Source organism: Serratia sp. NPDC078593, from assembly GCF_050268245.1.
GTDB lineage: Bacteria > Pseudomonadota > Gammaproteobacteria > Enterobacterales > Enterobacteriaceae > JBNNGK01.
Genome location: NZ_JBNNGK010000009.1, coordinates 68,241 through 90,526 on the forward strand (window position 1 = coordinate 68,241; position 22,286 = coordinate 90,526).

At 52.1% G+C, this 22,286-nt stretch carries 16 protein-coding genes; 1 reads left to right on the plus strand and 15 read right to left on the minus strand.

Annotation, left to right across the window (positions count from 1 at the left end):
- Positions 1-6 precede the first annotated feature (6 nt).
- The 15 genes from ACQKDS_RS11850 to ACQKDS_RS11920 all read right to left on the minus strand — a co-directional run bounded on the left by ACQKDS_RS11850 (position 7) and on the right by ACQKDS_RS11920 (position 21,300).
- Positions 7-282, minus strand: a complete 276-nt coding sequence (locus ACQKDS_RS11850; protein WP_399670467.1) for an acyl carrier protein — start codon at positions 280-282, stop codon at positions 7-9.
- Positions 272-1,789 (minus strand): AMP-binding protein, encoded by a 1,518-nt coding sequence (locus ACQKDS_RS11855; protein WP_399670470.1) that lies wholly within the window; start codon positions 1,787-1,789, stop codon positions 272-274. The genes ACQKDS_RS11850 and ACQKDS_RS11855 overlap by 11 nt, the downstream gene beginning before the upstream one ends.
- Positions 1,789-5,040, minus strand: a complete 3,252-nt coding sequence (locus tag ACQKDS_RS11860) for an amino acid adenylation domain-containing protein (protein WP_399670474.1) — start codon at positions 5,038-5,040, stop codon at positions 1,789-1,791. Before ACQKDS_RS11860 ends, ACQKDS_RS11855 begins: the two co-directional genes overlap by 1 nt.
- Positions 5,037-7,256, minus strand: coding sequence for a class I tRNA ligase family protein (locus tag ACQKDS_RS11865; RefSeq protein WP_399670477.1), 2,220 nt, complete (start codon positions 7,254-7,256; stop codon positions 5,037-5,039). Before ACQKDS_RS11865 ends, ACQKDS_RS11860 begins: the two co-directional genes overlap by 4 nt.
- Before the next feature lie 12 nt (positions 7,257-7,268).
- Positions 7,269-8,306, minus strand: coding sequence for an NAD(P)/FAD-dependent oxidoreductase (locus tag ACQKDS_RS11870; protein ID WP_399670480.1), 1,038 nt, complete (start codon positions 8,304-8,306; stop codon positions 7,269-7,271).
- Between the two features lie 155 nt (positions 8,307-8,461).
- On the minus strand, positions 8,462-9,817 hold the full coding sequence (locus ACQKDS_RS11875) for a lysine N(6)-hydroxylase/L-ornithine N(5)-oxygenase family protein (RefSeq protein WP_399670482.1): 1,356 nt from the start codon (positions 9,815-9,817) through the stop codon (positions 8,462-8,464).
- Between the two features lie 31 nt (positions 9,818-9,848).
- Positions 9,849-11,117 (minus strand): MFS transporter, encoded by a 1,269-nt coding sequence (locus ACQKDS_RS11880; protein ID WP_399670485.1) that lies wholly within the window; start codon positions 11,115-11,117, stop codon positions 9,849-9,851.
- Complete coding sequence (locus tag ACQKDS_RS11885) at positions 11,110-12,432, minus strand: ATP-grasp domain-containing protein (RefSeq protein ID WP_399670488.1); 1,323 nt, start codon at positions 12,430-12,432, stop codon at positions 11,110-11,112. Before ACQKDS_RS11885 ends, ACQKDS_RS11880 begins: the two co-directional genes overlap by 8 nt.
- Before the next feature lie 8 nt (positions 12,433-12,440).
- A complete protein-coding gene (locus tag ACQKDS_RS11890) occupies positions 12,441-13,589 on the minus strand; it encodes a cytochrome P450 (RefSeq protein ID WP_399670491.1) in 1,149 nt (382 codons plus the stop codon).
- Entirely contained in the window at positions 13,586-14,779 is a 1,194-nt protein-coding gene (locus ACQKDS_RS11895) for an acyl-CoA dehydrogenase family protein (RefSeq protein ID WP_399670494.1), read from the minus strand. The genes ACQKDS_RS11890 and ACQKDS_RS11895 overlap by 4 nt, the downstream gene beginning before the upstream one ends.
- Before the next feature lie 31 nt (positions 14,780-14,810).
- The gene (locus ACQKDS_RS11900) at positions 14,811-17,003 is read right to left on the minus strand and encodes an iron-containing redox enzyme family protein (protein WP_399670496.1); all 2,193 of its coding nucleotides are present in this window, start codon (positions 17,001-17,003) and stop codon (positions 14,811-14,813) included.
- Positions 17,003-17,935: a hypothetical protein gene (locus tag ACQKDS_RS11905; RefSeq protein ID WP_399670499.1), complete on the minus strand. Its 933-nt coding sequence runs from the start codon at positions 17,933-17,935 to the stop codon at positions 17,003-17,005. Before ACQKDS_RS11905 ends, ACQKDS_RS11900 begins: the two co-directional genes overlap by 1 nt.
- Entirely contained in the window at positions 17,929-18,795 is an 867-nt protein-coding gene (locus ACQKDS_RS11910) for an isocitrate lyase/phosphoenolpyruvate mutase family protein (RefSeq protein WP_399670501.1), read from the minus strand. The genes ACQKDS_RS11905 and ACQKDS_RS11910 overlap by 7 nt, the downstream gene beginning before the upstream one ends.
- Before the next feature lie 22 nt (positions 18,796-18,817).
- Positions 18,818-19,603, minus strand: coding sequence for a thioesterase II family protein (locus tag ACQKDS_RS11915; RefSeq protein WP_399670504.1), 786 nt, complete (start codon positions 19,601-19,603; stop codon positions 18,818-18,820).
- A 518-nt stretch (positions 19,604-20,121) separates the two neighbouring features.
- Positions 20,122-21,300: an SfnB family sulfur acquisition oxidoreductase gene (locus ACQKDS_RS11920; protein ID WP_399670507.1), complete on the minus strand. Its 1,179-nt coding sequence runs from the start codon at positions 21,298-21,300 to the stop codon at positions 20,122-20,124.
- A gap of 267 nt (positions 21,301-21,567) precedes the next feature.
- On the opposite strand from ACQKDS_RS11920, the gene ACQKDS_RS11925 reads away from it, so the two are divergent.
- A complete protein-coding gene (locus ACQKDS_RS11925) occupies positions 21,568-22,284 on the plus strand; it encodes a sulfite exporter TauE/SafE family protein (RefSeq protein ID WP_399670510.1) in 717 nt (238 codons plus the stop codon).
- Positions 22,285-22,286 lie beyond the last annotated feature (2 nt).

The window sequence follows — 22,286 nt, forward strand, 5'->3', positions numbered from 1 at the left end:
GGCTCCTTACAGGTGACTTGCCGTTTGCACATTCGCATGCGGTGCCAAGATACGAATGACATCATCCAGCGAATGCATCCGCGCCAGATCCTCTTCCGTCAAACCGGCCAGATTAATATCCATCTCCTGGCACAATGAGGTGATAAACAGAATTTTATTCAGCGAGGTCAGGCCGTATGCATCGCGCATATTGACGCTGGCATCAAGCTGCTCGCTGTCCATCGGGGTAGCGAGCACAGCGGTAAGCCTTTGGCGAGCAACGGTTTCCAGATTAATTGTCATCGTGATTCTCCTTTACAGCGGCGTTAATGTCATGTTGGTAGCGTTCAAATATCGCTTTACGAATCGGTTTATACTGCGAGGTCAGCAAACCGTTATCGATACTGAACGGCTGTTCAGCGATCACCCAGCGGCTGATAAACTCATCTTTTTCCGTCATCTGATTCACACTGTGCAGGGCGGCATAAATGGCCTGCGTATCGGCGGGCGTAAACGCGGGTGAAACAACCGCCACCAGATCGGTTTGCTGCGGGCTGAAAATGACACATTCAGCAATGGCGCCTTCATTGCGCAAACGGGCTTCAATCGGCTGAACATCAATTTTTTTGCCGTTATCCAACACGATCACGTTGTCCGAGCGGCCTTTGATATATAAAAAACCGTCTTCGTCGATAAAGCCCAGATCGCCCGTGCGCACGCCGCCATCCGGCGTAAAAATTTTCTCTGAAGCGCCTTCGGGCGCATACAGATAACGCGTATTCACCGGATAATCACTGTAGACGACAACACTGCCGTTTTCATCGATCACCACCTTTTTACCGTCGATAACCTGACCGACGCTGCCGGGACGGAATGCGCCAGGGTGATTTTTGGTGACGATGCAGGTTTCGTTCATGCCATATCCCTCATACAACGGCAAACCGACCTGGGGATAAAAATCGAGCGTGGCCGCATCGGCCGGTGCAGAACCCGTCCATAAATAACGGATGCGCTCACCAAACAGGGCACGAGCCCGCGCTTTCATCGCCGCATCGTCGCCGCCTTGCCGCATGATGTGCTGGCGCGCCGCCTCAAAAAAAGCAGGAACCCCCATCACTACCGTAGGTTGCCGTTGCGCCATAAACACAAAGGCCGATTGATAATTACTCAGCACCACATCATGCCCGTATTTGAGGGCGGAATAGATCCAATAGCGTTGCTGCAGCAGCGACAACGGCAAGAACACAAAGAGGCAATCCTCCGGGCCATGAGCGAATATACGCTGGACGCCGCGCAAGGAGGCGTCGGTGCTTCCCGCGGTGGCGGCTAATCCTTTCGGCACCCCGGTAGAGCCGGAGGTAAACTTAATGGTGGTGGTGTCAGTAGTGGCATACTCGACGGCAGGCAGGCTATCGGAAAAATCACCCAGCAGCGCATTGATTGAAGCGATATCCCGAATTGCCGGGCACGCCTCGTCTCGAGGTTTATCGGTAAACAAACAGCTCAACTGATAGTCTTGCACCAATGTCGGCGTGGCGGTGAACTTGCCGGGATCAAACCCGGCAGTGCGCACCTTCAGCCGCAGCGCAGCAAGATCCAGTAATACCCATTCGAGGCAGTTATCCGCCAAAATACCGATAGTATCGCCAGCACGAATCCCCTGTGCCAACAACCCGTTGGCCACCTGCCCCGCCATGCGGTACAAATCGCGCAGCGGTAAGGTTTTCTGCCCGCCAAGTGTGGCAATGAATAAGTTGCCGTCGTGCTCCGGCGGACGGTTAACAATGTCATTAATGACCGAGTCGTTCATTAGTTTCCCCCTCGCTGTACGATTTGGCTCGCCATCGCCTGTACCGTATTAAATTGATAAACAGACTCCAATGGCATTGCTACGCCAAATGTCTTGCGTACCGAGGTTAAAATACGCAACGCTTTTAATGAGTTACCACCCAAGCTGAAAAAGTCCTGCTCTATTCCGATCGCGTCGCAGGCCAATACCTCCTGCCACAGCGTCTGTAACTTACGCGCAATGTCACCTTGTACCGGCGCTGATTCCACGCCACCGGCCATCTCTGTTCGCAGTGGGATCTGCGCTAAGGCTTTACGATCGACTTTCTGATTACGGTTAAGCGGTAAAGCATCGTGCCAGATCGCCTGTGCAGGGATCATATAATCCGGCAACAAAGGGCTGATGCGCTGGCGTAGTTCGCCGAGCGTCGGTCTGTTGCCCTCGGCGACCAAATGCGCAACCAGTACGTCACCCTGCGCATCTTTGGCGGCCACCACTGCAGCCTGTGCAATATCCGGCTGTGCCGTCAGCACGTTCTCCACCTCACCGGCCTCAATGCGGTAACCATTGATCTTTATTTGCAGGTCGACCCGGCCAAGGATATCGATATCCCCGTTCGGCAGGTAACGCCCCAGATCGCCGGTACGGAAGAAACGCTGTCCGCTGTCGGCATCAACGGGATAACGTTCGCGCGTTCTGGCCTCGTCATGCCAATAGCCTTGCGTCACGCCGATACCGCTGGCATAAATTTCACCCGCCACCCAGTCAGGGCATTCACCACCTTGCGCATGGCGAATCGAACAGTGGTTATTCGCGTTAGGGCGTCCATAAGGAATATTTTCGCCATGACAATCCGCAGGCGAGATCGGATGGCAAATGTTCCAGATAGTGGTTTCCGTCGGCCCGCCCAGTGACCAGAAGGCAATATCGGGGCGTTTCACCATCATGGCGGCAGGCAGGTCGGGCGGTATGCGATCGCCGCTCATCATCACCAAGCGCAGGCTGTCTGGCAGTTCTGGCTGATGGTCAAACATCATGCGCACAATGGCGGGCACCGAGTTCCAAATCGTGACGCCGCGCGTCTGACACAATGCGGCCCAATGTTCCACATCGGTGGCGCGATCGGCATCCGGCATCACCAAAGCGGCTCCCGCTGACAGAGCGCCAAACACATCCCAAACCGAGAGATCGAAATTGAACGCGCTGATGGCAAAAAAGCGATCCTCTGGCTGCACATCGAAACGCTGCTGGCAATCGGCCACCAGGTTCACCACATTACGGTGCGTGACCATCACCCCTTTCGGATCGCCGGTAGTGCCGGAGGTATACAGCACATAGGCAAGATCATCCTGCGTGGCATCAGCCGCTCGTGCCGGTAGCGTGAAGGTCTTATCCTGCGGGTGGCGCAAGTCAAAACACGGCTGTGACACAGCAACATCGGCATTCGTCAACACCACCCTGACTTCGCCGTCTGTTAACATGTAGTGACGACGCGCCTCCGGCAGACCAGCGTCGATCGGTAAATAACAGGCTCCGACCAACACAATAGCCAGAATGCCGACAATCTGTTCCGGCCCTCGGTGGGCGATTAGGCCAACCAGTTCATTACGTTTAACCCCATGCTGCTGCAACCATTGCGCGGCTTCCGCTGCGCGGTTGAGTAATTCACCGTAACTGATCTGCCTGTCTAAGGTGTAAATAGCCGGGTTCGAGGGGTTCAGGTGCGCTTGCTCGACAAACCCATCGCCGAGCAGGTGATGAGGCACCTCTGCGACTGTCGCATTGATCTGCGCACGCCGCTGTTGCTGCCCCTCAGGCAGCAGATCGAACAAACGGTGTTGCCAACTTTGCGGCTGGCAGAGCATCTGCAGCAAACGTTGGAATCCTTCCGCCATCGCCGTCAAGAATCCTTCTGGGAAGGCCGCCTCCACACCGTCCAACCGAATAATCAGCGCGCCGTGTTGTTCAAAGAGGAAAGTATCCAACAACACCTGCGGTGTCTGGCTTAAAGTAGAGACTTCGCGTCCAAGCAGCGTCAGCGCATCGCCATTCACTCCTTCAAGCGCCCCCAACGTACAGTTAAAGGTATACGGCATGCGCGCATCCGCAAAACCACGCACTTTTGCCAGCTCACGCATCACCTCAATCCCGGAAAAATAACGGTGGTCGATGTCCTTATGCAGTTGTGCCTGTAAACGTTGTACGCGCTGAACAAACGGGTGCTGATGATCAAGATGTATTTCGGCCAACATCGGATCGGAAAACGGGCCGATGGTTCGAAATGCCTGAGGATGAATAGGACGGCGCTCAGAGAGGGTCACATTCAGGGTAAAGTCTTCCCCGGCTCCCCAGCTATACAGCGTTTCCGCCCATGCCGCCATCAACACGCAAGCCGGCGTTAATTGCTGCGCTTTAATCTGCTGCTGTAATAACGCCCAATGCTCAGCATCCAGAGTGACGAGATATTGCTTAAAGCGCGGGGTCGGCTCTGCTGGCTTGGCGTTTTGCGCCAGCGCTGGGGCTTTTGGCAAGGTTGCCAGCCGCGCCAGCCAGTAATCTCGCGAGCGAGCGCTGACGGCATGCTGTTTATCCTGTTCACGCGCGCCGATATGCTGACGAAACGGCAGGTATTCGGTCTGCGGCTGTGGCGATTGATAATGTTGATGCCAAAGCTGGAACAGCAAAAACATGCTGATGCCATCGATAATCATCCCGTCATGGTTGACATACAACACCATGCTTTGCGGAGAGAGAATAGCGACCTCCACCTGCAACAACGACGCATCAGGGGGTAAGACCAAGTGGGATTTTTCATCACGCAACTCGGCACGTAGCTGTTGCTGTTGATCGGCACTGAGCCCCTGTAGATCACGGCGTGCAATGCGCGGTAACTCGCTACTTTCATACTGCGCGTTGTCACTGGTAATACGCAATCGCAACGCTGAATGCGCCTGCACCACCTGCTGTAATGCCTGCTCTAACCGCGCCAAATCCCACACGCCTTCTATCTCATGAAACACCTGATTGGCAACGCCACCGCCCTCGGAAACCAAGGCACGACCACGGTAGTACGCCTGTTGCAGCGGGGTCAGCGGAAACGTATTTTGACGCTCAGCCAACTCGGCCAACAGTTCTGCCTTGTGCACGCGAATGTCCGCCACCAATTGCGGCGGAATCGCTTGGGTTGCCCCTTCAAGCTTTAAGTTATCGCCTTGTACACTGATCGTTAATCCCGCATCGGTGATGCGTTCCAATAATGCGGCAATGCTCATACTTCCGCCCCCTGCTGCTGACGCGCGATCTGGCCGGCAATTTCGCCCAGAGGCTGATTCAACAGCGTTTCCAGCGGTACATCCACTTGATGTTCATGGAGTAGTTGATATTGCAGCGTCACCGTCATCAACGATGTTGCCCCCAACTGAGACAATGCCTGAGTCGGCTGTAAGCGGGCATCTGGCAGCAGAATGCCCAGCTTCTCCGCTAGCCATTGCCAGTGGCTATTTTCAGCCGGTTGCTGCGGATCATGGAAGAAGGTAGTTTTCTGCAGGGCGATGCGATTGCCGGGAGACACTAACTGTGCCTGCTGCGGCCACGAGGTAGAGGCTTCATTACCCAGCGCCGCCGCCAATCGGGCAGCAAAACGGGGTATCAGCGGGCTGGCAATGGCAGACAGCAGGTTAGCCGCCGCCAGTTCCAACGCAACGGCGGTACGATACTCATCACGCCACTGCGCCAAGCCTGCTAACCGCTGCTGGCTACGGGAGAACACCAGGGTTTCCGTCACCAAGGTTTTTAATTGACGTGCGGCACTGCGTAACGAAAATCCATCGGGATTCAGCGCATCGCTAACGGTAGATAAAATGCCATTCAATCGCGCCCAGAATGCGACATGCTCTTTCGTCCAGGTACCGGCATCCGGTGCTTGCCCCTGATAGTTAACGCTGACGCGATCGCCAAGATCGTGTAGCCAACATTGCCATTCGCCTATCAGCGTCTCACGCACCTCATCTTCCCATTCGGCTAAACGGAAGTTGGTTCGCTCTTGTTCCGGCCGTGTCAGGCATAAATAGAAACGTACCGCATCGACGCTTTCCGGCGTGAGGATCTCTTTGCCCCACACCGCATGGCGGCGGCTAGTCGAGAATTTTTTGCCATCAAGCAGGTAAAACTCGTTGTAGTGGTAATCAATATCCGGCTGCCATGCCGGGTAGGCCAGGTTATACAACGCCGGATACAGAATGCTGTGATAGAAACTGTTGTCGTAACCGAAGAAGTGCACAATTTTCCAGTCCTTTTGCGGCTCATCCGCCGACCACGGCTGGTCAATTTTTTTCCCCAGTTGTTCGATGTCATATAAGAAGCCGAAGCTCATTTCCGGCCAAACCCAGATGACCTGCCCTTTCCCCTCGGCTTCTGCTGGGGCAATCCCCCATTCCGCAGGATGTGATACGGGAATCGTCACCCCTTCACGAGAAAAGACCCGATTCGCCAACTCACGCAGTCTGGCCGGTACTCGCCCCACCTTATGGTGTTCTGCCACGGCGTTTTCATACTGATGCAACGGCAACAAATAACGCGCGGTTTGCACGCATTCTGGCGGTAACCCATTGATTTTAGATACCGTCTGCGCCATATCCACTACCACATTAGGCTCACCGCATTGCTCGCAAATATTGCCGTTAGTCGTCTCGCCACAGCCGGGGCACTGGCCAGAGACATCGACCTCATAAAGATATTTACCACTTTGTGCATCACACAAGGCGGCACTTGGTGCGAACGTCACCTTGCCTTCCCCGAGCGTGCGGCTGAAGAAACGCTGGGCGCCTTCGACATAGCCTGGCGCATCGTTGGTCACGGTATAGTGATCCGGTTCGATATCCATCATTTTCAAAGTTTGCAAAATCTCGTCAGAGAAGTGCTGTGCCGTCTCGGCTGGCGTGCGGCCTTCACGCTCCGCCAGGGCGACGACATAACTTTGATAGTCATCCGAACCGGTCATATGCCAGGCTTGGTTACCAAGCATTCGCTGATAGCGAACGTACACGTCGGCGCCCAAATAGGGGCCGGAAAGATGGCCCAGGTGCAAATCACCGTTCGGCGTCGGCGGGGTAGAAAAGACAAACTGCGGGCGCTGCGGATTCTGTCGTGTTACTGAAGAGGCAGAATGGCGAGCGCTTTCGGCATCGCGGCGATACTGAAGAAAGAAAATAATATCCTCGTCCCCGCTATTTTCCAGAACGTGGGACTCAAACGGCGCAAACTGTGCCACGCAACCCGCTGCCACGGGATGGCGATGGCTATCAACAATCAGCGTCCCTTTCCCCGCAATAATCACGAACATTTCAGTTTCGTCGTGCTGATGGCTGTTCGAACGTTCACCGGGCCGGACGCGCCCCCAACCAGCGGGAAAATCCATGCCGTCAATGCTGCTAATATCAATGCCGAACTGCTTCGACAGCGCACTAGAATCATAACGATTAATGATCATATCTTGGCATCCTCAGAAAGCGGTTTGCGTTAAAAGTTGGGTAACATCGGCGGCGATAGCCGGTGCCAGCCGATAGCCAGAACCATTGGCGCCGCCGGCGAAAATAAGGTGTTCGTCCAGACGGACGATGACCGGCTCCCGTGATGGGCTATAAGCATCACAGAACACACGGCCATCTTTTATTTGTGCGGCAAGTGCCGGCGCATAGCGGCTCAGAATTTCTCGCGCCTTATCCAGATCGCGCGCCTCAAGCGGGCCTGCTTGTTCAGGCAGAACATCCCATTCCTGGCAGGTATAACTGAACAACCAATGCCCCCGGCTATGGCAAGGCAGTAAGAAAGCATCCTCATCATGGAGAATGGTCAGGGCTGCGTCAGGTTCCGGCTGCCGCTCAATATGGACGGCAACCACCTTTTTCACCCGGATACCTAATCCCGCAATGCGCTCACGCCAGGCTGGCGCGGCAACCCATGGCCCCGGAGCCAAGATAACCTGACCGGCATTGAGCACGCTGCCGTCACTTAGCGTGATGCGGTAGCCGCCAGTCTGTGGCTCTAGCGTCTGCACGCTTAACCCTTCACGTACCGTCAATTGCGGGCGCAACGTCAACAACCATTTTTGGACCACGGCAAATACATCGGCGTAATGCGCGCCTTGGCCTTGCAGTACACAGTGTTCTTCCTGGGAGAAACACAGCGCAGGATCGCGGGTCGCCGCTGGCGTAAACTCGGCTAGCGGAAGATAACTCTCCAGCGTTTCCTCTTTTTGCGCCTGCGCGGTAATCAACGTCATCGGCAACGCATAAAAAGGCGCGCCTTCGCAAATGAATGGTTGATAATAATCGTGGCTATAGCGCGACATTTCGCGCACACGTTCACTCATACCACGAGGGAAATGAACCCCCGCAGAATAAAAAGAACTCCCTGCACCACAGAACCGCTTTTCAATCAGCGTTACATTGGCTTGCGGATAATGATTAACTATTTCACGTGCGATAACGGTACCAATAATACCGCCACCGACAATGGCAATATCGTCTTTATTTTTCATAATGTTTTCAGACCGCATAGTGATATACCCTAATAATTCAATTAGCATCATGGCAACAGGCACACTTATTCCTACGCGCTGATATAAATAAGCCGTTAGAATAGGTCAACCAAGCCAAAAATAGGCTTATTTGAAATGGATGGGTATAATTATAGTTATCGCGCCGTTATCGCTTTTTTCTTTGGCACAATGTCATCATTAACATAATCGGCGGCATGATTTTTACAGTCTGGTGACCAATCAATGAATGATGAAAGTTGTTGGCGCGGATATTCCCCACATAAACGCCCCATAATACGTTGCGCCCGCCATGCATTCAGGCTGAGATTCACATCGGGTAAACCGCGTTGCCCGCGCACGGCATTTTGCACGAAGATATTATTTTTCCTTGGGCCATCCCAAACAATGGCAAAGTCATCATCGACCACAAACTCATCATTTTCATAATGAATGCGATCTTTTATACCATCCAGGAATCTTTTTTCCGCTGGACGGTAGCCGGTCGCCCAGATGATGACATCCGCCTCAACCTGCTCGGCATACTCAACGTCGCAATGTTGATAATCAACACGCCAACGCCCCTGAGAGGTTCGCATCACGTTATCCACTGAGCGGTTAGTCAGTAAATCAAAGCCCAACTCACCAGGTGTAATAAACTTAAGGCAATAGAGTTTTTGATAGATCGCCCGCAGCGTAGATTCGGAGATTCCGTCAGAGGTCAACACATTTTCCTGATTAGTTTTCTGACGCAGATGCAACGGTAATTTACTAAAATACTCCGAATAACACGGCATATAAAAATCATTAGTAAATGTTGAGTCATCAATCGGGAAGAAATTACGTCGACGCGACAGCCAGGTGATATGTTTTGGCCGTTCGCTTTGTGGTTTAGACGATAAATCAAGAAATGCCTCAGCCCCGGACTGGCCGCCGCCAACAATCACCACGCGTTTACCCGCAAGGTTATTGTTCTTTTTCATATATTGGCTGACATGAAATTGCGAGTCATCGAGTTGCGACACGGCAAAGTCTGGCACCCAAGGTTTGGTACCCACGCCAATGGCTAGGTTATCGGCGGTCAAATGTCGCTTGTCGGTTTCAATGCGGAATACACCATCAAAATCGATATGTAACACGCGCTCACCAAATAACACGTTGTCATTCTTTTCTGCCGCCCAAGCCATATAATTACGAAATTCGCGGCGAGGGATTTCATCAAACTGTGCATTGAGGAAATGATAAATACGCCCTTTCTCATGCAAATAAGACATAAAAGTAAATTTATTACTCGGGTCGCTCAACGTACTCAAATCTTTAAATAACGAAACCTGAAGAGTGGCCCCCTCAATCATTTGGTCATCATGCCAAGAGAAGGCCGGCTTCTGGTCGATAAACAGATTGGTCACATCGGGTTTATCATGCAATAGCGAAGCCAGACTTAAATTCGCTGGCCCTGCCCCGATGCCAAATAAACTGTAATGCGTAGGAACGCCTGTTAGTGCCTGTGTCATAAACTTACCCTTATCCAGTTGAAATAATGAATTACTCGATAACTTCACCCGTTTTAATGGTTGTTTTACTTTCCCTGTTTAACGCCGCCGCAGCCGGCTCTCTGGTGCATACACCACAGATCAACGCGGCAAAAAGTGCCCCTAGCGCAATAACCGGCCAGAAGGCGGTGTCCAGTGATAGGTAGAGCCAGCCACCAATAACCGGCCCCAGTGCGATCCCCAGACTGAACATAAAGTGGAAACTGCCCAAATAGTGAGATTTCAAATGACCCGGGCCCGCATTCGCTGGAAAAGCAAAGAAGGAGGGGCCTGAGATGATTTCACCCAACGACCAGATCAACGTCCCCACAATCAACGCAGCAGGCCCGATAGGAACGGCATAAAAAGCCACGCCCGCGCCGATCAGCGTAAAGCCGAACGCTAAGACATATCTTTTGTTGTAACCTTGGGTGAATTTGGTGATGAACAGCTCAAAACAGATCACAATAATACCGTTGAGCGAGACGGCCAGGGTGTACCAGAATAGCGGTATCCCTTTATCCTCAACGTACAGCGGCAGTGTGGTGATATATTGCACATACACCGCCGAGTGGCAAAACGTCGCTAATAAGAACAACACAAAACGGCGATCGGCCAACACGTCCAGATAGCTTCCTTTCACGCTGCCCGCTAAATCGCTCTGCGTTTCCTGTTCGCCGATATCCCTTTTCCCCGGCAGCGTGAGCATCGCCAACAACGCATACAGCCCGGCGATAACCGCTTCACCCCAGAACAGCAACGTGAAGCTCTCCCCGCCCCAGTGGTAAAGCGCATAGCCTATCAGCGGTGCGCCTGTCGCCCCCAGATTCAACCCCAGACGATAGATGGCAAAAATCATGGTTTGCCGTTCTGGCGGCGTCTCCCACGAAAGCAACGCCGCCGAGGCCGGACGAAATAGCTGCGAGCACAAACTGGCAAGCGCCACGACAGCAAGAATGGCAACAAAATGGTCCAGATAAAGTAACGCCGCCGTCAGTACCGCCGTCGCCCCCATACTGATCATGCTGGCAAAGCGCGGCCCGAAACGTTCGCTGATGGTACCGCCGAGCAGAGCACCGATAACCGCACCGCCCCCATAAGTCGCCAACGCGATAATGGTTTGTTGATGCGAATAACCCAGCGATATCAAATACAACACGATGAATATCTGTAAGAACCCGGAAAGCCGGTTGATCATCACACCGAGCAACACTACTTTCGATGACAGTGGGCTTTGCGAAAACGTTTCCAATACGCCGGGATGATGTGATGAGTTAGTCATGACGGCCCTCTACTTGCAACATAATCGCTGCTCTAACCCGCTGCTCTAGTTGATCAAGCTGTTCTACGCTGTTCGCATCAATGAAGAAGACCACGGCGCGGTCGTCGGATGAACGTAACGGCTCAAGGCGATCGCCACGCTGTTTGTGAACAAAAACGGCGCGCAGAGTCGGCTCATCGTCCCGACTCCCCGCAGGAATGACAGGCCAAGTATCATTATCTTTAATCCACGCGATCTCTACGCCAGGCCAGTCGATCTGCACATCGGTCAATATGCCGGGTGGATGTTCCAGATATACCTGCCGGGCGACGCGGGCAGGGGCTGGCAAACTCGCCGGTTCACCGAGCATGATACGTAAAATTGCCGGTTCGAGCGGCTGTCCATAGGCCAGATTATACAGCGGTAAAATACCGTCACCTGGCGTACGTGAAGCGATCTCCATCAGCCAAGGTTGCCCCGTGTTGTCCACGCGCCATTCGGCGTGCGCAATGCCATCGCCAAAATCCAGCGCCTTAAGCACCTGTTTGGTTGCCTCCAATAATTGTGCGCTGTGTTCATCCTGATTCGGCACCGTATGCGCCAGCTCGACAAAGGTATTGGAGTGGGTATCCGTCGTCACCTTGTGCGTCGCGCTAGCAAATATCACTGCGCCATTTTGTGACAGCGTTTCTACCGAATATTCCTGCCCCACTATTTTTTGCTCTAACAGCAACGTTTCATACGAGGGATAGTCGGCCAACGCGCGGCTTGCCTGCTGTGCGCTATCCACACTGATCACCCCAGAAGAAGAGTGCCGGGTCGCCGGCTTTATGATCAAGGGATAAGACAGCGAGTCCAGATTGACGCGATGGCGCTGCTCTGGCGGTACCATCACGGCGTCGGGGCTGAATGCATTAAGATAAAAACGTTGGAGATATTTGCTGCGGCAAACGCGAGTCGCGCGCAAGCCAGGTGAACGTATACCCAGCGCATCGGCAATGATACCGGTGGGCTCCACCAGCGTCTCACCTACGGCAAACGCACCGACGATCTGATAATGCGTACGCCAATGCTGTATGGCCGCGATCACGCTAGGATTAAACGAGGCTTCTTTGTCCAGCGAGCCTTCGACATAGGCCACTTCCGTGATACGAGAGACCGGACTGTGTGCATGGCCACGCGCCTCTTCCGCCTGCTGGCGATAACTTTCCGGCGTCAGTACCAAAATAGCCAAGCCGCGTTCAGCAAGCTGCGTCAGATAGAGCGAATTGCGACATATTGCCCAAAATGCGCCGGTTAAAACAAAAGCTTCAGGTAACGATGTTTTGGTGTTCATCCAGGACCTCAGTTAATCTTGGAACAGGTAAATTCGGGAATACGGGCATTGCCTGACGGCAAATAACGGCGTAAGTGCAGTTGTTGTCGCCACGCCGGCATCTCAATATCTAACGCAGAAACCATACCCTGCGTGATGGCCTGCGCGATGGCAGCCCCAGGACAACGATGGCGACCACCGCTAAATGTGAAGCACGCCTGCTCATTACGTGCCGGTTGGAATACATCAGGCTGCGGAAAACGGGCCGGATCGCGATTCGCTGCCGCCAACAACAGTAGAATAGCGTCGCCCGGCGCAATCTGATGCTCGCCCAGCATCACCGCTTGCGTGGCGAAACGGCGGGTATTTTGTATCGGTGACGTATAACGAACGGTTTCGGCGATAACGGCCTCAACAGGTTGTTCTTTCCAGATGTCGGGATACTGCTGTGCAATCAGTAAGGTGTTGCCCACCAGCCCGGCCGTCGCATCATAGGTTTGTGATAAAAAGCCGATGGCATTGGCCAGTAATGGCGCACGCTGCGACCAACCTGCGTCATTGGCGCACCTCAGCAGTGCTGCCAGCAATGTGCCTTGCGGCGCGTGGGCAATCTCCGCGGAATAGATGTCCAGCAACCTTTGTGCCGCCACGCTAGCGCGTTGCTGATGTTCAGGCGTGGCACTGGCAGGAATGCACAACACAAATTCAGCAATCAATGCCACCACATCCGGCACCGCCTGCGGCATAAATCCGCACAGGCTGGCAACCACACCTGCGGGCACGGAAAACAACCAACGGTTGATCTCTTCACCGTCGCGTAATGCACGCTGGCCATGCTGCTGTGCCAGTTGACGCACTTGGGTTAAATCCGTGCTGGAAAATGCCTGCATGATGACGGTTTTAAGTTGTTGCTGATACTCACCTTCACGCATGCGAACCAGTTGGCCAAATACCTCACCTGCCGGTGTACCGATAATGCCCGTCGGCACCGGCTGACTAGCAGGACGCACCTGTAATTGTGGGTTATCGAGCACGGCCTCCGTTGATGCCGCATCGCTCACCACCCACAGATTCAGGGTTGTGTCAAAATAGACTGGGGTATCACGCGTGAGCTGGGCGTAATATTGCCACGGCGAAGCGTGCTGAATGGCGTTGAGCGGGTTAAGTGAGCTATTCACGATAAATCCTCTCGGTTAATCACCCGCTGGGTATCCAAGGCGGAAGCGATATTCATCAATAACGCTTCTGAAGCACCCTCATAAATACGTAATGGGCGGATTTGTCGATACAGACATTCCAATTGGCTACCGGCAACCATGCCCGCAGCGCCGAGCAGTTGCATGGCGTCATCAACAATATTGCACGCTTGTTCACACGCGAAGTATTTAGCGCTGGCGGACTCCCGCGCAAACGCTTGACCGTTATCATGTTGCCAGGCGGCTCTGGCCGTCAGTAAGGAGGCAGCAGAAAGTGAAACCTCCATTTTGGCCAGCGTCGCTTTCGCCAATTGCAGGTCCAGCAAGCGCCCTTGATATATTTTTCGTTGCGCCGCATGGCGTAACGCAATATCCGCCGCGCGACGGGCAAACCCGATCGCCGCGCTCGCGACCGTCATGCGGAAACGATCCAGAATGTCCAACGCAATGATGAATCCCTGCCCAGGGCTGCCCAGCAGGTTTTCCTGCGCGACCCAAACATTGTCAAAACGCAAATGTGACCATGAGCGCGGAGCGATAGCGTCTAACGCTTGAGCAGTGACACCACTCTCGGCAGTATCAACCATGAAAGCACTCAATCCCAACGGCCCCGGCCCTTCTCCGGTACGGGCAATAACGATGATATCGCTGGCAATGTCACCCTGAGCAATCCAGGCTTTTTCGCCGTTCAGCCGCCATCCCCCCTCGCAACGCTGCGCACTCAGCGTCAACGCAGCAATATCGGTTCCCGCCTGTATTTCAGACAGGGCAAAAGCGGCGATACGTTCTCCGGTTGCCAACGCGGGCAGATAACGGTTGCGCTGCGCATCATTGCCATAACGTTGGATCACACTGCCACTGAGAGATTGGATCGACCAGGCAAAATCCAACAAATCATCATAATAGGCCAACGTCTGCCGGGATAAGCACAGGCGGCGAGCATCATTGGGCTTAGGCTCCTGATGGGTATTCAGATGATCTAACCAGCCGCCTTGCCCCAAAAGCCGTAGCCGTTGACGCCCCTGCTCAGCAACCGGCAAGTGGCGTAACGTCAGTAATGCTTCACGTTGCTGCTGACACCATTGATCCAAATTGTGTACGTATTGTTGATGCGCTGAGGTAAAAAAAGGCATCGACAACAGCAGCGGATCGTGACTAATACATTGATTCACAAGGCATCCTTACAAAATGTTAATATCAGCGTTAAATCAATACTTCGCCGGGTGTCTCGGTAACGGCAGACAGGTTATTTTTCAGCTCGGTTTCGAGGAACCAGGCAAAGGAGGCGTAGCCCTGCCATATCCGCTGCCAGCGTTGCTGACGCTCATCGGCCGAGGTATTCGGTGCCAGGTCTTCCATGTAAGCCACGATCAACTCAACAGATTGCCGTGCATGTCCGGCAGAAAAGTTGTCAATGGTGAGGTGTGCTTCTTCATAACCGGTATCAAAGCCATAACGACGCAGCTTTTGGATCTCATGCATCCGCATTTCCCCCAGACCCAGCATTTCAATCCCTAGGTTGTAGCCCAGCAATTCCTCATAAAATGAATCCGGGAACAGCGACATACCCAATTGATGTAAAGAAAACGCGTAGATATCGGGCAGTTCCTGCTGATGGCAAAACTCAGGATCGCGAATGTGGGGCAACACAATCCCCATGCTGTTTAGCACCTGTAAGATCAGCGTGATATGATTTTTATCCACCTCGCCACGCCCCATTTCATCGGCATAGATCGCCAGCATCATGGCATCACTACGGCGGTGACAGCGCAGCGTATTACCGAACCGATGTGCCCAGGCGCCATCGATCATGCTGCCCAGCGCCATCAATTTCTGATTAAAAATCACGCTTTCACGATCGGGAATGTGGGTTAAACGTTGAAACGGATTAACTAACTTTTGCCAATAAATCGCTTCCGTTCGTGCGCGTAGCGCTGCGGGGCTGTAGTCGAAATAGCTGGCGTCGGTATAACGCCCCTGCTGACCGGTGGAAAACAGCGCCGTCGCCTGTTGCAGCGTTGCGCTCACTTGTTGTTTGATGATGGTTAAGTGGTTGGCGTAATGCTCAATATTCACCAAGCGATAAAACAACGTACGCTCATCCGGTAGTGAAGGCGTTTCAAGGCAAAGTTGCGTATCAATACGGGTTTCACGGCAACGATCGCGCCAAAAATCAGCTTGCGGATTGCCTGCCTGCAATGGTTCGCTCAGCGTGATGTCGCGTTCATGTTGCTGCATCTCGTCAATCCAGTCCGCCATAATGTTCGCTTCTCGGCGATCAAAAATGCCGAACATCGAACCACCAAAACGAATAGCCTGCATAAATCGGCAACCGCTGGGTTGGGAGCTTTTTTGTCGTAAATACGGCGAACGTTTAAACGCCGTCAAGAATTCGGTCATTGCCGCTCTGTCATCGACCGACCACTGGCTCAACGGTTTTTTCTCTAAGGCGATCTGCTGATGTTGCTTTCCTGCAAAGGGGAAGTGACGCGCAACAACTTCAGCCATCCGATCGTCACGCGTGCGGTTCGCCAGTTGCTGTTGTTGCCCCCGCAGCATATCGGCGTGCTGGCGCTCCAATTCCGTCGCCAGGCAAGCGGCACGATAAAACCGTTTTAAATCGTCTTGACCGCTCGCCGATGCATCGCAGGCATTGATCCAACCATCTAGCAACGTTGCACACTGCGATTCGGCCAGTAATGGGGGTATCTCCAGCAGCGCATCGTCAAAATTCAGCGAGTAATACGCAAAATGGACACCGGCCACCTCGGGTAAATAACTGGCGGGCAAGCGGGAAAGTGCCAGCCAGAACGTCGCCTGCCACAGTGTCAGATCATGGCTTTGCAGTTGTGCCAGCGCCCCCGGAACCCCGACAAAGGGCACGGCAACCCCCAGCTCAGCAAAACGCCGCTGGCGTTGCTGTTGCTGACTCTGGTTGATGTCATCGAGCCCCTTTAGCATAAAGTGCTGAGCATTCAGCAGATTCACCACGCCCGCAGGCTCAGTCGCCGGTTGAGAGACGCGATCCAACCAACATCCCGCCAGCATCGAAAGCAATGCCCGCTGTTTGAGCACGTGGCTGCGCGTTTCGTCGTCAGACTGGCACAAGGTGCTAGCAGCCTGTTTCAACGCTTCTTTAGCTTCGGCGAGATAATGTTCAAGCGCATCGCGATCGTCCGGTAACGGCGTGGATAGCGGCGCAGTCAACCAGGTTTGCATTAAATGCAGCGACAGAAGTTGCTGCTCTTCACTTTCGATATCGCCTGCCAGCGCGTTATACAGCTTCCGCACATCGGCGCTGTCACGCAGTGCATTTAATGCGGCATAAGCCGCGGGCGAAAAGTGAAATTTATTATCAGGTAATGACGTGGTGTTATCGGAAAATGTCGCACACATCAGGCATTTCCTTTCTGCAATAGCAATGAGGATCTGGCTCCGGGAATGCTGACGGCCAGTTGGTATAGCGCTACGTCGCTCGCCGTCTTATCGTTGCAGGCGTCAATAAAATTGATCAGTGGATCGGCTGCAAAGCAATGCCCAAAGCGGGGAATATTGTCGGTATAGAGTTGTGCTCGCTGATAACCCGCCTGCATTTCATTGAGTTGGCATAAAGGCAGGTAAACGTTGCTGTGAAATAAGCGTGTGATGTCGCTGACCGTCACGCCGGCGGCTGGCAGGATATCCTGATTTACCGCGCGCACCAATTCGGCAGAAAGCCCTTGGCCAAGTTGGCGATGATCTTGCCGTTCGCCACTGGCAAGCAGCGTATAGCCTTGCGGCGTTTCGTCGGCATGGCAAATCAGGCAACTGGCAGCACCATCGGAAAACAGTGCAAAGTTTTCCATTCGCTGTTGCTCATCATCGATCGCATCACTGGTGACAACCAGAATGCGTCTTGCCTGCGCCGCGCTAATCAGACTGCGCGCCAGGTGGATCCCTTTGAGCAAATTGGTACAGCGGCCAAGTGATACACCAATGACCTCAACCTGCGCCAGCTCGAGTGCGGTGGTGAATTCACTCAAGAACTGCCGGTGTGCGTCCGTACCACGGTGCAAGGACGAGCTGCATACGATCAAAGTATCAATATCCTGCCCAGACAAACCCGCGTCGGAGAGTGTCTCCCGAGCGGTATCTATCGCCATCTCCGTAACAGAGCGGGTGGTTTGATAAATGTCTCCCCACCCCCAAAGCGCTGGCTGAAGCGGCATCGCAAACTGTTTAGCACGCGCCTGATGGCCGCTAAGCTCATGCCAAGCCAGTTTTTTATCGCCTAAGATATAATGCGGCGCGAGTAACTGACTGCGCGCAACGGTAGGTTGATTCAGCACGAGGACGCGCTCCCATCTAGAAGAGGGGCAACATCAAAATAACCCACCGCACGATCGAGGAACTGACAGGTGCCGTGCTGCTGTAGCTCTTGCAGTGCGGAGACAAATCCCCCTAAGGCCGCACGCGACAGCGCAGAACCGAGGCTCACGCGGGTGACACCTAGGGCAAAAAGCTCTGGGACAGACAACCGATTCCCCGCCCCCAGCAGTACATTCACCGGCGCGTCAACCGCCAGACAAACGGCTTTGATCGCATCCGCATCCGGTAAGGCAGGAGCGTAAAGCACATCAGCCCCCGCATCGCGAAACGCTTTCAGCCTGGCGATCGTATCTTTAAGATCGTGGATACCATAAAGGTAGTTTTCGGCTCGGGCAGTCACGGTAAAAGCAAAAGGCAAACTTTTCGCCGCTTCAACCGCCGCTTCTACCCGCGCCACCGCCGAAGCGAAATCTCGAATAGGGTGTTCAGCGTTACCGGTATAATCTTCAATCGATCCACCAACGGCACCAGTTGCCGCTGCCGCCAGAATGGTTTGCCTGATGGCGTCGTGACTTTCACCAAAGCCATCCTCAAGATCGATAGAGACAGGGAGCTGTGTCACCTCAACCAAGGTTCGCGCATTGTCTAAGGTTTCATCCCGCGTCACTGAATCTGCCCGATCTAATTTTCCCAGCGAGAATGCCAGCCCTGCGCTGGTGGTTCCTAGCGCTTTAAATCCGGCGTTCTGCATTAAAATAGCGGTGCCACGATCCCAAGGATTTGGCATTACAAAGGGGGTACCATGCGTATGTAACTGTTTAAATTGCGCAGCCTTCTGTTGCTGGCTGAACGCATCCGGCACTATTTTTCCCGTAAGCATAAATAACCTCAAAAACGTCTAATTATATTAAAACTTGGTAATTACTCGATTTATTACGGCTCTCATGAACCATTTCGTTAATCGCATTAGTAATGACACTTGGGTTGTCATTAAAATAAAAGTGATTGCCCGACACCTGTTTTAAACCAAGAAAGTTTTTTGAGTGCGCTTGCCATTGCGCCATTTTATCTGCCGAAACATGGGCATCATTCTCGCCGACTATCGCCATTATCGGCGCATCAATAGCCTCCGTCGGTTGATAACGGTATCCTGCGATCAGCTTAAAATCACGCTTTAGCTTTTCAGCAATAATTTCATTAAGAAAGGGGTTGGCTATCATATTTTCATCAAGGCCGTTAAAATAAACCATTTCCTTGATAAAAATATCATCACTCATTACAGCCATTTTTTTAATACGTGGCGATGGTATTTCCGGCGGGCTTAAACAAGCAGAAAGGATCAAACCATTGGGTGACTTTTTCTTCATTTTTTTCGCCACTTCCCAGGCTAATATCGCCCCCATGCTGTGGCCAAAAAGATAAAACTGTTTGTCGTCCTCCTGCTCAATTGCCGCAGCAATATTATCCGTTAGGGTATCGATATTGGCTTGATAAGCCTCGTCATAGCGGCGACCGGTTCCGGGTAGCACCACGGCTTTAAGTGTTATGTCGTCAGTTAAGCCAGACTGCCAGCCAAGAAAATCCTCGGCATTGCCGCCGGCATGAGCAAGACAATATAAGGCTGAATCATTTAGCCGTGGCTTTCTGGCAGCAGTGAACCAGCGATTATTTACAAACCTGTTGCCCATTGCGAAGTAACCCCCTTTCCCGACATCTTGGCTGCTTCCTGCAAGCTAAACCCGGTAAAATATTAACGAGAAATAAGCATAGCGGTACTTCGTGATTTTTGCAAATAAGGATTTAACTGATGATGTCACAGAAAAAACCATAACAATTATTTTTTTGTTAAAAATCAACAAATAAACTTTTATAGATACCTAATGAGGCTGAAAAAAATAGTAGTTTCACTTATATTAAATGCAAAATAATCACTATCACTAAGCAGATCTGATGATTAATTAATCAATTCACCCATCCGTATCTACGCTAACGAGGTGATCGTTTGGTGTACTACATGAACCGAGAAAATTTATTTTCTAATACGCCCCATCAATATCGCAAGGCAGTGCATCTTGCTGATTGGCTCCAGCGACAAAGCAAAGGCGGATAGCTGTTTAACTACGACATAAACGCCACAACATTTATGGGTCAACGGCTTAGCATCTGAGCACGCACCACCCGCCTATTTCTCAGTCACGAGCGCAGATTAAATATAATTATTCCGCTTCGGATGTAGACCGTTTAAATAATACTGTCCAATCGCATTGACCTTCCAGCTCACAGGATCGTGCAGGGTATGCGTTCTGGCATTGCGCCAATGACGATGTAAATTTAGCGACTCCTGCGTCGCGCTGGCACCGGCAAACTCAAACAATTTATTACTGGCTAATAGCGCAATTTCGCTCGCAAGCACTTTCGCAATGCCAACGCGTACAGAAAGCCGTGCAACATCCTCGTCGGTGTAAGTCTCAGTCTCATCCAATTCATTAGCAGCCTGATCGAGCATGGCAACAGCGGCAGCGTAGCGGACCTCCAAGTCACCGATCCCGGCGATAATATACGGATCGTCACTGGCTTTTTCGACACCGCTATCGATCCACGGTCGGGTTGTCTGCTTGATGTATTTTATCGCTTCGTCAATGGATTCCCGCGCGATACCCAGATCGATTGAAGCGTGAATGAGTTGTGATGTTGATCCGATAGGATTGGCCTCGATAAATGCCTCAGTGAACGGAATAATGTGTTCACTATTAACTACAACATTATCTAATAATACAGTTCCGCTGACCGTTACCTTTTGACCAAAACCTGACCAGTCGGTTTTTATCTCCATACCCGGGGCATCTTTCGGGACAAAAGCATGCATAAATACGCCGATATCATCTTTCGCCACAATACCGATCCAATCAGCGTGGATACAGCCGGTTGCGTAAAATTTCTTGCCGTTCAGACGCCAGACTTTACCATCTTGGGTTAAGGTGGTACGAATATCGGCCGCATTTTTTCCGCCCGTTTCCGAAGCTCCTTGCGCGAATTTCTTACCCGCCAGGATTTCACCAAAAAAGAAACGCTTCTGAGAGGGCGTGGCTACAGCATTGAGTAAATCAATAATATGAAAATGACTGCGAGGAATTTGCGCAATCGATGGATCTGCCGCAGCAATAATGCGCGTTACCTTGCTTAACGCCTGAAAACCAAGCGCTAGCCCGCCGAACTCCCGAGGAACCGTTAGTGCCCAAAGCCCGGATGCCGCATAGGCATTTACCTGTTCAGTACTGAGATGGCGGATCTGATCCCGTTCGGATGCACTCTGACGTAAGCATCGTGCAATGTCATCAGCAACGGATAACCACTGGGATAACGGCGAATTAACCATGGGTTTCATAATATATGGCTCCAGAATAACTGTCCCTTAGAATATGCATAGTACTTGTTAACTAACGTTTTTTTTATCTTATGCTTGGTTATGCAAAGAATACTCCTAAAAAAATGAAAATTTAGCAAGCGACCGCAAAATAGTCAGACACCATAAAGTCAGCTTTTGCTTGATACATCCTAAACAAAATACGCATATACAGAAATTAATGGATTCACTTAACATCATGTTAATCATGCTTGGAATCAGAGGATTTCATTCAAAAAGGGGATTTAAGTGCTTGCAATTATCTCTGTATTTTTTTTGGCAGGAATCGTAAAAGGCATTATTGGACTCGGATTACCCACCATCTCAATGGGCTTATTAACCCTGGCCATGTCCCCCGCCAGCGCCGCCAGCTTGCTCATTATTCCGTCATTGGTGACCAATATTTGGCAGTTATTCATTGGGCCTGCCTTTCTCACGCTCATTAAACGATTATGGGGATTTATAACGGGTATATTCATCGGTACACTATTTAGCGTATTACCGGGGTTAACCGCGACTGCGTCATGGACTGAGACCGCACTGGGCGTTGTTCTTATCATTTACGGTCTTTCTGGTCTGATCGCCAAAAAATTGCCTTCGCCCGGCAGGCTCGAGCAAGGGCTATCGCCGCTAGTGGGTTACATTACCGGGTCGATTACCGCTGCAACAGGCGTCTTTGTTATCCCAGCGGTCCCTTATTTGCAGTCTCTTCAATTGAATAAAAATGACCTTGTCCAGTCTCTCGGTTTGGCATTCACAGCATCCACCATTGCACTGGCGATACACCTTTCCCTCAATAATGAACTCGAAAGCGTCGATTACTATTTGTCTACGATTGCATTAATTCCAGCAATAATAGGGATGTACGCAGGGCAATTCCTGCGTAACATCATCAGTGAGCTTGCATTCCGCCGTTGCTTCTTTGTCGCCCTGCTTATATTGGGCGCCTATATGGCAATCGAGTGATC